Here is a 14,294-nt window from a genome sequence, read left to right on the forward strand (position 1 = left end):
TGATTTTCAGTTGTTTAACTCATATGAACCATTAAAACACTGATATCAGAAGGTGAAACGCCTGAAATTCGTGAGGCTTGCCCCAGTGTGCGTGGTTTGACCTTTGATAATTTTTGCCTTGCTTCAATTGATAGTGAAGTTAATAAACTATAATCGAAATCGGGATTAATTTCTCTATCTTCCATCTTTTTCATACGATTTACGATTTCTATTTCCTTTTCAAAGTAACTTTCATATTTCAGATTGATCTCTGCTTGTTCGATGGTATCATTATCAAATTGAGCGACGTATTGCGCAAAGCCCTCATCACCTTTAACAATATCTTGAATGCTGACTTGAGGTCGTGCAAGTACATTACTCAATCTTGTTTTTTGAGGAAGTGCACTAGAACCTACTTCCGCAAGAACCAAATTCATCTTTTCGAGATTGGTAGAATTTTGTTTTAAGTATTCAATGATATTATTCGAATTGTCGATTTTGTCTTGTACTTTTTTTAATCTATCCTCTCCTACTAATCCAAGTTTATAGGCTAAAGGGGTCAAACGGATATCTGCATTATCTTGACGAAGGAGTAAGCGATGCTCAGCTCTTGAGGTGAACATGCGATATGGTTCCTCGGTTCCTTTTGTGACGAGGTCATCAACCAGAACACCGATGTAGGATTCGGATCTTTTAAGGATTAGCTCCTTGTCATCGTTAATCCGTTGGTGGGCATTTATACCTGCTAGAAATCCTTGCGCCGCTGCCTCTTCATATCCAGTAGTTCCATTGATCTGTCCAGCGAAAAATAAATGTTTCACCAACAATGTTTCTAAAGTAAGGTCCAATTGCATTGGTGGAAAGTAGTCATATTCTATGGCATAACCTGGCCGGTACATTTTAGCATTTTCAAAACCTGGTATGAGTTGTAGTGCTTTTAGCTGTACATCTTCTGGCAAAGAAGTGGAGAAGCCATTTACGTATATTTCTACTGTTTTAAAACCTTCTGGTTCTACGAATATTTGATGTCTGTCCCGTTCTGCAAATCTATTTATCTTATCTTCGATAGAAGGGCAATATCTCGGTCCTAAACCTTTTATACGACCAGTAAACATAGGTGACTTTTCAAAGCCAGTACGAAGCATATCATGGACCTTGTCATTGGTATAAGTGATCCAGCAACATCGTTGTTCTGTTGGAATTTCTACGTCTGTATAGGAAAAACGTCCTCTTTTTTCGTCACCCCACTGTTCCTCCATTAATGCATAGTTTAAACTACGACCATCTATTCGTGGTGGAGTACCGGTTTTCATTCGTCCAGATTCGAAACCTAGTGATACTAATTGCTCCGTTAACCCAGTTGCCGCCTTCTCCCCTGTTCTACCGCCACCAAATTTTTTATCACCGATATGTATAACGCCATTTAAGAAAGTTCCATTGGTAAGGACCACGGCATCTGATTCTATTTCTATTCCCATAGAAGTGATGACACCACAGGCCTTACCATTTTTAACAATAACTTCTTTTACGGTATCTTGCCACATATCCAGATTGGGAAGTGATTCTAATTGTAATCTCCACTCTTCGGCAAATCGCATACGATCATTCTGTGTACGGGGACTCCACATTGCTGGGCCTTTAGATAAATTAAGCATACGAAATTGAATAGTGGATTTATCAGCAATGATTCCAGTGTATCCGCCCATGGCATCTATTTCGCGAACGATTTGACCTTTAGCTACTCCTCCTATAGCTGGGTTACAACTCATTTGGGCTATTACTCCCATATTCATTGTAATAAGTAAGGTGGATGAACCTAAGTTAGCAGCGGCCGCTGCAGCTTCACAACCTGCATGACCAGCACCAACAACGATAACATTATATTTTTTAAACATCTTTCTATTCTTGTTCCACGTGAAACGTGGTTTTTAATTTTTACAAATTTACTGTTTCTTACGTTCCACGTGAAACGCATAATAAAATTTTACATAAAATCAGCAAGGTATAACCACCTTTCTGATTTATCATCGATTTGTTTTTGGATCGATTGGATTTCTTCAGCTAATGATGAAAGTTCAATATGATCTGTTATTTGATTTAACTCCTCTGTTTTTTTACTTACTAGTTTCTCTAGTTTTTCTATTTCTTCCTCTAGTTTACTATACTCGAGCTGTTCTTTATAAGAGAGTTTTTTCTTTTCTTCTTTGATGACCTGCTTTACCTGTTCTTGATTGCTTTTTTTCTGTTTTTCCTGCTTTTGAATCTCTTCCTGTGCCAATTTGAAGTCTGCATAATTTCCATTATAAATTTGAACTTTCCCATTGCCTTGAAAAATAAAAAGCTGATCTGTTAGTTTATCCAAAAGGTACCTGTCGTGCGAAACTAGAATTAGTACTCCTGAATAGTTGTCCAAAAAATCTTCCAATACATTTAATGTGTCAATGTCCAAATCATTGGATGGTTCATCTAGTATTAGGAAATTCGGGTTCTTCATTAGTACACGCATAAGTTGTAAGCGTTTTCTTTCACCCCCACTCAATTTGTTGACAAAACCAAATTGTTTTTCTGGCGGGAATAAAAAATGAGTCAACAACTGCGAAGCTGTGATCACTTCCCCATTCGCCATTTCTATATAATCGGCTATATTCTTCACGACATCGAGTACACGATCGTTTTCACTTACTTCTAATCCCCCTTGTTTGTAGTATCCATATACTGTCGTTTCACCTACAGCAATTGATCCAGAATCAGGTTTCTCTTCTTTGGTAATTAGGTTTAGAAAAGTAGATTTTCCGGTTCCATTTTTACCAGCTAAACCAATCCGATCTCCCTTTTTGAATGTATATGAAAAATCTTTTATAATTTTCTTTAGACCATAACATTTTGAAACATCCTCTAGTTCGAGGATCTTTGATCCCAGCCTACTAATTTTTACACTCAACTGAACCGATTCGTTTCCCTTTATAGATTTGGATTTTTCTTCCAAGTCATAGAAAGCTTCTATCCTGGATTTGGATTTTGTTCCTCGAGCTTGAGGTTGGCGACGCATCCATTCTAATTCTCTCCTCAGTAAATTTCGGCTCTTTTCAACCATGACTGCATCAATGGCTTCCCTTTCGGATTTTTTTTCTAAAAAATAGGAATAGTTACCTTTGTAACTGTAAAGATTACCTCTGTCCAGCTCCCGGATTTCTGTGCATATATTGTCTAAAAAGTAACGGTCATGCGTTACTAAAAGAACGGTTTTATTACCAGTCGTCAAAAGCTTTTCCAACCATTCAATGGTTTCAATGTCCAAGTGATTTGTTGGTTCATCTAATATATATACATCCGGTTCATCTATCAGAAGTTTGGCTAAGGCTAACCTTTTTCGCTGTCCACCGGAAAGACTTTTTATATCCTGCTGAAAGTCCATAATATTCAAACGATTTAAAATTGTCTTGATATTATGTTCATATTCCCAGGCATTCAGTGTACTTATCTTTTCAGTGAGATCTTCCAGTTTATGCTGATCAATATCTTCAGAAAGAAGCAACTCTTCATATTCCCTAATCAGACGCTGTTGATCATTGTCTGCACTATATATAAAATCATTGATTGATTTTAATCCTGTGAAATCAGGATCCTGTTCCAAGAAACCTATTTTTATTCCTTTTTCTTTTACAACTTTACCTGAGGTTGGTAGTGTTCGTTCCGCTAAAATGGATAGCAAAGTTGATTTTCCTGTACCATTTATCCCTACTAAGGCTACTCGGTCGCCCTTTTGAAGACCAAAGTGTAAATCTTTGAAAAGCCATCTGTCATGGAAAGAATGGCTTACTTGTTCTGTAGCTAAAATACTCACGTTTATATCACCCTAAAATTAATTTTAGTCAATTTAAATACACAAAAACTCCTGTTCAAGAATTATTATATCTTAAAATAAATATGTATTTTTATGGATAATCATATTATTGTATATGTCTGATTATCAGTTTTTTATATATTGAATCAATAATCTATTTGATTGCTGACTAATTAAATCCATTGGGTGCCTCTAATCTGATGTAAGTAGCTGAGCAAGTGTATGGATGAACCCATTGTATCAGCAATGTAAATTAGGAGGCCTGCAAAAATAAATAAATAGTTTCTTATTCGATGCGAAAAAAAGCGTCGTTGTGTGATAAATCGGCAATAATGATATTACCTTGATAAATTTAATTCAGCGCATAATCAGCAATCAAATTGAAACGAGGAATTTCCACTTGAAAACTGCTGTTATCCAATGAACGGATCATATTATAATGACCTTCCATGAAACCAAATTCACTGTTGAGATTACAACCGGATGTATATTGATGTATTTGTCCTGGTTCGATTACAGGTTGTTCCCCGACAACACCTTCTCCCGATACTTCTCTATAATCTCCTTTTGCATCAAATATCTTCCAGTAACGTCCGATTAACTGCACAGTATAATCGCTCAAATTTTCTATGCTGATATGATAAGCAAACATGAAATGTTCACGGTCGGGATTAGAATACTCCGATTGATAGATTGTTTCAACCGAGATTTTTACGCCTTCTGTAATTTGTGTGATCATTTGAATGACTGTTTATTGTTGCAATAAATACTTATGCTAAAATACTAATAATGAGTTTAAAATTCGAAAATATAATCATTTTTAAAGTTAAAATATGCTAAGTTTAAAATTAGTATATTCAAATGATCGTTAATTAGTAGGTTTGTATATGGCAAATGGTATATTGTATTTAATTCCTGTTCCACTCAGTGATGATGCTGCATTTCAATCTTTTACCCCGTATTTGGTAGAAACGATTAATACTTTGGACGAATATATTGTCGAAAATGAGAAGACAGCACGTAAGTTTTTGAAGCTGGCGGGATTAAAAATTCCGCAAAGTGAACTTAAGATTTACGATTATGGAAAGCATGCCCGGGACAAAGGAAATATAAACGAATTTTTCGAAGGGCTGAAGAAAGGTAAAAATGTAGGTTTGATGTCAGAGGCAGGCTGCCCTGGAGTAGCAGATCCAGGAGCATCCATTGTTGCACGTGCACATCAGTTAGGTATCAAGGTGGTTCCCTTAGTTGGCCCCAGTTCCATTTTACTAGCCCTGATGGCGTCTGGTTTTAGCGGGCAGAAATTTGCTTTCCATGGATATCTACCGATTGATAAGAATGAACGGGCCAAAAAGATTAAAGATTTGGAACTACAAGCTATACGTGAAAATCAAACACAGATCTTTATTGAGACACCATTTCGTAATAATCATCTTTTAGCAGATTTATTAAAGTTTTGTAAATCATCTACCCAACTTTGTGTTGCCTGTAATGTAACCTCAGCCGAAGAGTCCATTCAAAGCTTAACTATTTCTGAATGGAGAAAAAGAAAAGATGATTTTCATAAAAAACCGACCATTTTTCTACTCTATCCTTGAGCCTGGTCTTTTGATTCCTCCCCTACCCTATTGAGCTTAAATCTAAAATTAATGCGGATAATAGCTGTTTAAATGTTAATGGATGGGGTTTTGAAAATTGAGTAGGTCTTCTTATTTTATTTTTTTGTTTGCTGTTAGAGAAATGTCAATTGAAATATGATAATATATTTAAGTTAAATGAAGGTGGGTATCTTTTAATTGTATGAAATATAAAGTTATGAATTATAGTAAATTGAGTTGTTTTATATTGTTTTTTTCCTTAGTTGTCTGCCATAAATTGACTTATGCCCAGAAAACTACTTATATGATTGTACATGGTGCATGGGGTGGGTCATGGCAGTTTAAAAATACTGCTTCCGAACTGGTAAAAAAAGGAAATATAGTCTATCGGCCTACACTAACTGGACTGGGAGAACGTTATCATTTAGCAGATACGGCTATCGGCCTACAAGTTCATATCAATGATGTTGTCAATACAATATTATTTGAAGACCTTAGCAATATTATATTGGTAGGACACAGTTATGGTGGGATGGTCATTACTGCGGTTGCAGACAGTTTACCTGACAGAATAAAAAAATTGGTTTATTTAGACGCCATACTTCCTGATAACGGAGAATCTGTGATGTCACTGATGGGAAAATCAAGTGGAGACAATGGACTTTTGAAATTTGTAAAGGATGGTTTTATCCTCCCATTCTGGGTAAAAGATGAACATAAGTTTCCAAGAGATGTCCCCCACTCTATGAAGACGATGACTGATGAGATTAATTTAAAAAATTCAAAAAGGACAAAAATTCCATCGACTTATATCTTGACCTATGAAGATAAAAAAGCAATAGAAAAGGATGATTTTTATCCGTTTTATAAAAAAGCAAAACAACGTAATTTCAAAACAATTGAATTTGTGGGTGATCATAATCCACAGATAAAAAAACTGAAAGAATTGGTAGATTTGTTGGAACAGGAAAAATAGATGCAGTAAAATATTTCAATGACGCAGGACGAATTAATTAAAGAATTAAGTAAACCCGAAGTACAGCTTATTGTTTTCGGTATTTTGGCAATCCGTATAATTATATGGTTATTATTTGCAAATACAATTCGCAAAACACTCAAATTAGTGGCTGCGGACAATAGATTGATGACACCCAATCAGTCCTGGCTAGTGGCAATTCCATTAGTTAATATTTATTGGAATTTTCAAGTTGCTTCTCGTTTAAGAGATTCGTTAATCAATGAATTTTATGATCGCAAGATAGCAGTGGAAGAAAATCCAACTTACAGAAAAGGATCATTGTATGCCTGGATTTATTTGGCAACAAATATTCCGATGCCGTTTTCTATTTCAGGGGTATTGGCCATCATGCATTTTGTAACATTGGCAAACTATTGGTTTAATATTAATGCGAATCGTAGGATTTTGGAAGAACATGATAAATTTCGGGAAAAAGAGGTAATTAAAGACGATGAAAATTAAAGAAGTCATTCAATATTTGGAGCAGCTGGCTCCTTTAGGTTTACAGGAGTCTTATGACAATGCAGGACTAATTGTCGGTGATGCAAATAACGAGATCACCAAAGTGCTGGTTTCCTTAGATTGTACAGAAGCGATCATAGAGGAAGCAGTAGATAAAGGATGTAATCTGATTATTTCACATCATCCCATCATCTTTCAGGGATTGAAGAAAATCAATGGAAAGAACTATGTTGAGCGTACGGTTATTAAAGCTATTGAACATAAAATAGCCTTATATGCTATACATACAAACTTGGATAATATAACTGGTGGTGTCAATTCAAAGATTGCAGATAAATTGGGACTGGTTAATCAAGCTATTCTCGAACCGAAAAAAAATGTGTTGCGCAAAATGGTAGTCTTCGTGCCAAGAAGTCATGTAGAGGACGTAAGACAAGCATTATTTGATGCCGGAGCTGGTAAAATAGGTAAACATTATGACCAATGCAGTTTTAATACTGCTGGCTATGGTACCTTTAGGCCTCTCTTGGGAGCTGAGCCTACCATTGGAGAAATAGGTTTGCAAGAACGTGTGGAAGAAACTAGAATTGAGGTGATCTATGCTCGCTCGGTTGAACGTAAGGTCCTTTTAGCTCTTTATGAAGCCCATCCCTATGAGGAAGTTGCCTATGATTTATTTGACTTGCAGAATACGGCTGGTGAAATGGGGGCAGGAATGATTGGAAATTTAACTGAACCTATGGACGAATTGGAATTTTTAGCGTATCTTAAGGAAAATCTTAAATTGAAGGTTATTCGCCATACTGCATTACTGGGGAAAAAAGTCAGTAGAGTGGCGGTTTGCGGAGGCGCAGGTGGATTTTTATTAGGAGCTGCAAAGCGCTCAGGGGCAGATTTTTTTGTTACTGCTGATTATAAATATCATGAATTTTTTGATGCGGAGAATGAAATTGTTATTGCTGACACTGGACATTTTGAAAGCGAACAATTTACGCAAGAATTATTGTACGACATTATTACGAAAAAATTTCCTAACTTTGCAACCTTAACAACAGAAATAGATACAAATCCTATAAAATACTACAGTTGATGGAACAAACCGTAGAACAAAAATTGAAAGCATTATGGCTTTTGCAAGCCATACATACTAAAATAGACAAAATTCGCCAAGTTCGTGGTGAGTTGCCTATGGAAGTAGCAGATCTTGAAGATGAGATTGCGGGTTTAGAAACTCGGATCGAGAAGATCAGAACAGACTTAGACGATTTGGAAGATTCAATCGTTAAGCGTAAAAACATGATTAAAGATGCCCAAGCTGCTATCAAAAAATATGAGACGCAGTTAAATGAGGTGAAAAATAATCGTGAATACGACGCCATTTCTAAAGAAATTGAAATCCAAGGTCTTGAAATTCAGGTTTGTGAAAAAAGAATCAAAGAAGCGGAATTCGAGATTCGGAACAAAACAGAGAACTATGATGCTACTGTAGGTAATCTTGAGTATAGCAAAAATGAGCTTGATGGAAAGAAAAAGGAATTAGAAACCATTACTTCAGAAACACAAAAGGAAGAAGATGCCCTATTAGCAAAAGCAGCTGAGGCAGAAGCTAATATTGAGGAGCGTTTGGTAAAGGTATATTACCGTCTGCGTAATTCTTTCAAGAATGGTCTAGCTGTCGTTTCAATCGACCGTGATAGCTGTTCTGGTTGTCACAATAAGATTCCTGCCCAGATGCAATCCGAGATTCGCCAGCGCAAAAAAATCATTATCTGTGAACATTGTGGACGTGTATTGGTTGATGAAGGTATTGTATTGGAAATTGAACAAGAGTATGGTTTTTAACCATAACAAAATAGAAAAGCCCCGCTTGAAAAAGCGGGGCTTTTTTTTATAATCTATTTTATGCAACTTTGTTGATATAAACAGCAGATCATTCTTTAAAACACTAATTTTGCAGCTTAGATTTTAACCTTTAAACATTTATGAATAATATCCCTTTTAAGTTTATTGCGACAATTTTGCTTGGATTCATATCACTGTATACGAATGCGCAAGAAACTTTATTACTCCGAAATCCAAGTATTAGCGCCAATAATATAGCCTTTGTATATGGTGGTGATATCTGGATAGCAGATAAGAATGGAGCAAATCCGCGCCGTTTAACAACAAATCCAGGCGTGGAACAAAACCCGATGTTTTCTCCTGATGGTAAGAAATTGGCTTTTACTGGAAATTATGATGGTAATACAGATGTTTATGTCTTGCCTATTGAAGGTGGCGAGCCGAAACGGATTACTTATCATCCCTCCTCGGATGTATTGCGTGGATGGATGAGTAATGATGAAGTGTATTATACCACATCACGTGATTTTACATATGCTTTAAGCCCTCGATTATATAGTTCAAACGTACAAAAAGTGGGAATGGACAGGCCTTTGCTGATGCCTGAAGCCACGCAGGGTAGCCCTTCGCCAGACGGGCGCTATTGGGCATATATTAAAAATACCGATCCAACTGAACGCGATCGGGTAGCTTTTAAACGTTATAGAGGTGGCGGTACGCCAACTATTTGGCTATTCGATACACAAACCAAAGAGATAGAGGCAATTCCCCAAGTTAAAAGTAACGATGTAAAACCACTGTGGTTAGGAAGTAAAGTTTACTTCTTATCTGACCGGGATAGAATTGTCAATATTTTTAGCTACGATACCAAAACCAAAAAGATTGAAAAATTAACTGATTTTAAAGATTATGATGTTCGGTCATTGAATGGTTATGAAACCACATTAATTTTTGAATATGCAGGTATGCTAAGTACGTTAAATTTGGATAACAATAAAGTCACCCAACTGCATATCACTGTAAATACCGATGTGATGTATAAAAGACCGTTCTATAAGGAAATCAAAGAAGATATACGCTATGCTACCCTATCTCCTACCGGTCAGCGTGCCTTGTTTGAAGCCCGTGGAGAGATTTTTACCGTACCTAAGGAAAAAGGTGAAGCTCGCAATTTATCAAATTCTCCCGGTTCACACGAACGTTTTCCGAGCTGGTCCCCGAATGGAAAGTGGGTGTCATATATTTCTGATAAGAAGGGGGCCTATCAATTGGCTCTTGTCGACCAATTCGGGAAAGATAAACCCTTATATTTTAATTTAGGTGAAACCAATTTTTATTTCCAGCCAACTTGGTCTCCAGACTCAAAAAAGCTCTTTTACAGTGATGCTCATCTTAATTTATACTATATAGATATTGCGTCTAAAAAAGTTGTTAAAGTTGCAGACGACAAGCTGAGTGGTCAAACTGGAAGGGTGAGCAATCATTTTCAATCAAGCTGGTCTCCTGACTCCAAATGGATTTCATTTATTCGTACCTTGGAAAATGGGGTTCCAGCAGTATTTATGTATAATTTGGATACAAAGCAAATTCGGCAAATAACGGATGGTATGAGTTCTGCTCGCAGCACTGCTTTTTCTCAAGATGGTAAATACCTTTTCTTTACGGCCAGTACAAATACTGGGTTGACCAATTCTGGCCTACATATGTCTGCTACACAGCGGAATGTTGATTATGCTGTTTATGCATTTATCCTATCCAACAAGACTCCATCTTTCTTTAAGAATGAAAGTGATGACGAGCAAATTCGCGAAGATAAAGCCGATCAAACAGAAAAACAGGAAGATAAGAAAACAACGCGGGTAAAAGAAAATGATAAAAAGGCACCTAAGAAGAATGGTGAAGCAACAAGTAAAACTGTGGATAAACCCATGCAAGTGGATTTTGACCATTTAGAGAACCGTATCGTTGCTTTACCTTTACCTGTAGGAGCCTATTGGAGTCTGGATGGACTTGTTCCAAATCAACTTACTTATCAACGAGGCGGAACCATTGGAGCTTATGATTTTAAAGACCTTGAAAATAAAACAATCGTAGAAAATGTGCGCAGTTTTGTCATCAGTGCCGATGGCAAAAAAATGCTGTATCAGACTGCAAATGGTTTTCATATTGTACCAGCGGGACAGAAGGTAGCTACTCCGACAACGGGAGCGATCAAACTTGCTGGGATCAAACAATTGGTTGATCCGGTTGCAGAATGGAAACAAGTATTTCATGAAGTTTGGGCCATGCAGAAAGATTATTTTTATGTAGAAAATATGCATGGGGCGGATTGGAAAGCCATAAAAGCTAAATATGAGAAGTTCCTTCCATATGTGAATCACCGTTCAGATTTAGGATATTTATTGAATGAAATGATGGGTGAGATGGTTGTAGGGCACAATTATATTTATCCCGGAGATCAACCTTCTACTCCATCGGTATCAGTAGGAGTACTTGGGGCTGATTATGCTATAAAAAATGGATATTATCAGATTACTAAATTATTTACACGATTGGAGTGGAATCCATCGTTTAAAGCTCCATTGGCCGAACCAGGGCTACATATTAATGTAGGCGATTATATCGTTGGGGTCAATGGCATTGAATTAACAGAAGACAGCGATATCTATAGTGCATTTGACAATACTGTAGGTAAGCAAGTTACATTAAAGGTCAATAGCAAACCATCTTTAATCGGCGCGCGTGAAGTCGTTGTAAAACCCATTTCGTTCAGTGATGAAATGGGACTCCGTAACATGGAATGGGTGGAACGCAATCGTAAAAAAGTAAACGAATTAAGCAATGGACAAATTGCTTATGTCTATATGCCTAATACAGGTCCTGAAGGATATACTTATTTTAATCGTTATTATTTCTCCCAGATGGACAAAAAGGCCCTTCTTATGGATGAAAGAAACAATGGTGGTGGCTGGGTCGCAGATTATGTTATTGATCTGTTATCTCGTGAGCTTATTGCCGGTTGGGGAATCCGGGATGGTAAAGGATTTACGACACCAGGAAATGGAATTTATGGTCCTAAAGCCATGATAATTAATGAGAATGCGGGATCTGGAGGAGATATGATGCCTTATATGTTTCGGTTTAAAGGCCTTGGAAAATTGGTAGGACGGACAACAATGGGAATTTTGGTGGGTATTAGTGGATATCCACCATTATTGGATGGAGGACGTATCACCTCGCCAAACTTCGGAATATATGATCTCAATGGCAATTGGATTATCGAAAATGAAGGCGTTGCCCCTGATGTATTTATCGAACAACGACCAAAAGACCTTTTGGAGGGACGTGATCCTCAATTGGAGACAACAGTGAAAATTTTGTTGGACGAAATGAAGACTTATCCTTACAAAAACTTACAAAAACCAGCAGATCCGGTTCGTGTAAATTAATAAAGAATCCAATAGAAAAAGGGGCTTTAAAATTTTAAAGCCCCTTTTTCTATTGGACATATTATAGGACAATTAATCGCTCTTTTGTGCCGACATACCGATATTTACAGAAAAGATTTTGACAGATGAAAGAGGATCTTATAAAGTAACATGCTTTTATTATTATCTTTAAAACATATTTGATGTATATGTATTCTGAACAAACTACCCATCCTTTTCAATCTTTATTGCGTTTGATCCTGATGGTCATTGGCTTTACTTTCATTTCACAAGTGATCTATATTTTGCTCCTTTTCTTCTATTATAAGATAACGGGACAAATATTTTCTTTAGCTGCAGTGATGCAGGGGTCGGCAAATGAGATGCGATTTTTGTTGCTAATGAGTAGCTTAGGCTCTTTTTTGGTACCCGCATATTTAATGAATATACGAGAAGGGTATGGAATCAATTACTTCCAGCATGAGAATGCACTTAAAGCCATGCAATTTGTCTATATATTTTTAGCCATGCTTGCTTTTATGCCTCTGATGAGCTTAATAGGACATTGGAATGAATCATTGCAACTACCGGACAATATGAAGTCTGTACAGCTTTGGATGGAGCGCAGTGAACAAGAGGCAGGAGATTTGATTCAGGGAATAATCATGGAAGCAAGCCTCGCTGGATTTTTATTCAATCTGATTGTTTTGGCTCTGGTCCCGGCAATAGGTGAAGAACTTTTATTTCGAGGTGTTTTACAAAATATTGTTGGAAGATGGATTTCCAATCCCTATGTTGTTATATGGATTGTTGCCATTGTTTTTAGTGCAATACATTTACAGTTTTTTGGATTCATCCCCCGAATGCTGCTAGGAGCATTTTTTGGTTATCTTTATTTATGGAGTAAAAATATTATACTTCCCATATTTGGGCATTTTGTCAACAATGCTAGTGCTACTGTTATGGCATTCTATTATGCTAAAAGAGGGAAAAGTTATGGCGAACTCAATGCCTTTGAAGCACAATCATGGTGGATATATATTGCAGGCTTAGTTTTTACTGTTATTTTTGTATTCTTATTTTATCAATCAACACAAAAGGAAAATCATGGAGAACGACTGGAAGAAAATTAAAGTCTATACAAATGCTATTCAAGCTGAAATAGTAAAGCAGATGCTAGAAGAAAATGGTATTCCCGCTGTTGTTCTGAACAAACAAGACTCTTCCTATCTTTTTGGGAAGATTGAATTATATGTTAGTGAACAGTTAGCAGAAACAGCCGAACGATTGATTGAAGAAGCAGAGGGAGATAATTAAAATGAAAACGAGAGCGATCACTGGGATTATTTTTGTGGCTGTTATGGTGGCTTCTACTATGTTTGGAGCGTATGTATATAGCATTTTTTTTACCTTATTAAGTACCTGGTGCCTTTATGAATTCTATGGTATAGTTTCTTCGGAAGACCGTGCTCCAAATAAAACAATAGGTATTATTCTTTCCTTGTTACTATTTACAATAGGTTCAATGATATCTATGGACCTAGTCGAAGAAAAGTTTTTATGGCTTGTTATTCCGGTAATTAGTCTGACCTATATCATTGGGCTTTTTCAAAAAAGAAGTTTTCCTTTTAATGATATTGCCTATACTTTTTTAGGCATATGTTATGTGAGCTTACCTTTTCTTCTTTTTGCCAAACTGGGGTTTATTAATGCGGCATTCAATCATTATATTCCTTTGGGTTTTTTAATTTTATTATGGACGAATGATACAGGTGCCTATCTTGCTGGACGGAGTTTTGGAAAACATAAATTATTTGAAAGAATTTCTCCCAAAAAAACGTGGGAAGGATTTTTTGGGGGATTTATTCTAGCAGTTGTCGTGGCCATAAATCTGGAAAAATATTTCGGGAGCCTACCGCTGTGGCAATGGATCGTTGTTGCAATGATTATCAGTGTTGTTGGGACATTGGGTGATTTGGTAGAATCGATGCTAAAACGAAGTCTGCAGGTTAAAGATTCGGGAAACATACTTCCTGGACATGGTGGATTCTTGGATCGTTTTGATGGTTTATTATTGGCAGCACCAATGGTCTATATTTTTTTAATTTTAATCAATTAAGCTT

At 36.6% G+C, this 14,294-nt stretch carries 12 protein-coding genes; 9 read left to right on the plus strand and 3 right to left on the minus strand.

Annotated features, from left to right (window positions below; genetic code table 11):
* Positions 1-14: 14 nt before the first annotated feature.
* From mnmG to apaG, 3 genes are all read right to left on the minus strand, one after another.
* A complete protein-coding gene (gene mnmG, locus HX021_RS17415) occupies positions 15-1,874 on the minus strand; it encodes a tRNA uridine-5-carboxymethylaminomethyl(34) synthesis enzyme MnmG (protein WP_286591820.1) in 1,860 nt (619 codons plus the stop codon).
* An 89-nt stretch (positions 1,875-1,963) separates the two neighbouring features.
* Positions 1,964-3,823 carry an ABC-F family ATP-binding cassette domain-containing protein gene (locus HX021_RS17420; RefSeq protein WP_286591822.1) on the minus strand — a complete coding sequence of 620 codons (1,860 nt, stop codon included), beginning with the start codon at positions 3,821-3,823 and terminating at the stop codon, positions 1,964-1,966.
* A 352-nt stretch (positions 3,824-4,175) separates the two neighbouring features.
* The gene (apaG, locus tag HX021_RS17425; RefSeq protein WP_286591823.1) at positions 4,176-4,562 is read right to left on the minus strand and encodes a Co2+/Mg2+ efflux facilitator ApaG/CorD; all 387 of its coding nucleotides are present in this window, start codon (positions 4,560-4,562) and stop codon (positions 4,176-4,178) included.
* A gap of 148 nt (positions 4,563-4,710) precedes the next feature.
* On the opposite strand from apaG, the gene HX021_RS17430 reads away from it, so the two are divergent.
* From HX021_RS17430 to HX021_RS17470, 9 genes are all read left to right on the plus strand, one after another.
* Positions 4,711-5,421 carry an SAM-dependent methyltransferase gene (locus HX021_RS17430; protein ID WP_286591825.1) on the plus strand — a complete coding sequence of 237 codons (711 nt, stop codon included), beginning with the start codon at positions 4,711-4,713 and terminating at the stop codon, positions 5,419-5,421.
* Positions 5,422-5,638: 217 nt separating this feature from the next.
* Positions 5,639-6,397, plus strand: coding sequence for an alpha/beta hydrolase (locus tag HX021_RS17435; RefSeq protein ID WP_286591826.1), 759 nt, complete (start codon positions 5,639-5,641; stop codon positions 6,395-6,397).
* Positions 6,398-6,415: 18 nt separating this feature from the next.
* A complete protein-coding gene (locus tag HX021_RS17440; protein ID WP_286591827.1) occupies positions 6,416-6,901 on the plus strand; it encodes a hypothetical protein in 486 nt (161 codons plus the stop codon).
* Positions 6,891-7,991, plus strand: coding sequence for a Nif3-like dinuclear metal center hexameric protein (locus HX021_RS17445; protein WP_286591829.1), 1,101 nt, complete (start codon positions 6,891-6,893; stop codon positions 7,989-7,991). The genes HX021_RS17440 and HX021_RS17445 overlap by 11 nt, the downstream gene beginning before the upstream one ends.
* Complete coding sequence (locus tag HX021_RS17450) at positions 7,991-8,743, plus strand: zinc ribbon domain-containing protein (protein ID WP_286591831.1); 753 nt, start codon at positions 7,991-7,993, stop codon at positions 8,741-8,743. Before HX021_RS17445 ends, HX021_RS17450 begins: the two co-directional genes overlap by 1 nt.
* A 140-nt stretch (positions 8,744-8,883) precedes the next feature.
* The gene (locus HX021_RS17455; protein WP_286591832.1) at positions 8,884-12,192 is read left to right on the plus strand and encodes a S41 family peptidase; all 3,309 of its coding nucleotides are present in this window, start codon (positions 8,884-8,886) and stop codon (positions 12,190-12,192) included.
* 479 nt (positions 12,193-12,671) lie between these two features.
* Complete coding sequence (locus HX021_RS17460) at positions 12,672-13,304, plus strand: CPBP family intramembrane glutamic endopeptidase (protein WP_286591834.1); 633 nt, start codon at positions 12,672-12,674, stop codon at positions 13,302-13,304.
* Positions 13,279-13,488 carry a putative signal transducing protein gene (locus HX021_RS17465; RefSeq protein ID WP_286591835.1) on the plus strand — a complete coding sequence of 70 codons (210 nt, stop codon included), beginning with the start codon at positions 13,279-13,281 and terminating at the stop codon, positions 13,486-13,488. The genes HX021_RS17460 and HX021_RS17465 overlap by 26 nt, the downstream gene beginning before the upstream one ends.
* Before the next feature lies 1 nt (position 13,489).
* Positions 13,490-14,290, plus strand: coding sequence for a phosphatidate cytidylyltransferase (locus HX021_RS17470; protein ID WP_286591836.1), 801 nt, complete (start codon positions 13,490-13,492; stop codon positions 14,288-14,290).
* Positions 14,291-14,294: the final 4 nt, after the last annotated feature.

This window comes from Sphingobacterium sp. N143 (assembly GCF_030325625.1).
In the GTDB taxonomy this organism is placed as follows: domain Bacteria; phylum Bacteroidota; class Bacteroidia; order Sphingobacteriales; family Sphingobacteriaceae; genus Sphingobacterium.

Excerpts from the sequence above, each read along its gene's own strand:
- HX021_RS17450 (WP_286591831.1), top strand. The coding sequence starts at position 7,991 with ATGGAACAAACCGTAGAACAAAAATTGAAAGCATTATGGCTTTTGCAA.
- HX021_RS17435 (WP_286591826.1), top strand. The coding sequence starts at position 5,639 with ATGAATTATAGTAAATTGAGTTGTTTTATATTGTTTTTTTCCTTAGTT.
- HX021_RS17455 (WP_286591832.1), top strand. The coding sequence starts at position 8,884 with ATGAATAATATCCCTTTTAAGTTTATTGCGACAATTTTGCTTGGATTC.
- HX021_RS17465 (WP_286591835.1), top strand. The coding sequence starts at position 13,279 with ATGGAGAACGACTGGAAGAAAATTAAAGTCTATACAAATGCTATTCAA.
- mnmG (WP_286591820.1), bottom strand. The coding sequence starts at position 1,874 with ATGTTTAAAAAATATAATGTTATCGTTGTTGGTGCTGGTCATGCAGGT.
- HX021_RS17445 (WP_286591829.1), top strand. The coding sequence starts at position 6,891 with ATGAAAATTAAAGAAGTCATTCAATATTTGGAGCAGCTGGCTCCTTTA.
- HX021_RS17430 (WP_286591825.1), top strand. The coding sequence starts at position 4,711 with ATGGCAAATGGTATATTGTATTTAATTCCTGTTCCACTCAGTGATGAT.
- apaG (WP_286591823.1), bottom strand. The coding sequence starts at position 4,562 with ATGATCACACAAATTACAGAAGGCGTAAAAATCTCGGTTGAAACAATC.
- HX021_RS17470 (WP_286591836.1), top strand. The coding sequence starts at position 13,490 with ATGAAAACGAGAGCGATCACTGGGATTATTTTTGTGGCTGTTATGGTG.
- HX021_RS17460 (WP_286591834.1), top strand. The coding sequence starts at position 12,672 with ATGCAATTTGTCTATATATTTTTAGCCATGCTTGCTTTTATGCCTCTG.
- HX021_RS17440 (WP_286591827.1), top strand. The coding sequence starts at position 6,416 with ATGACGCAGGACGAATTAATTAAAGAATTAAGTAAACCCGAAGTACAG.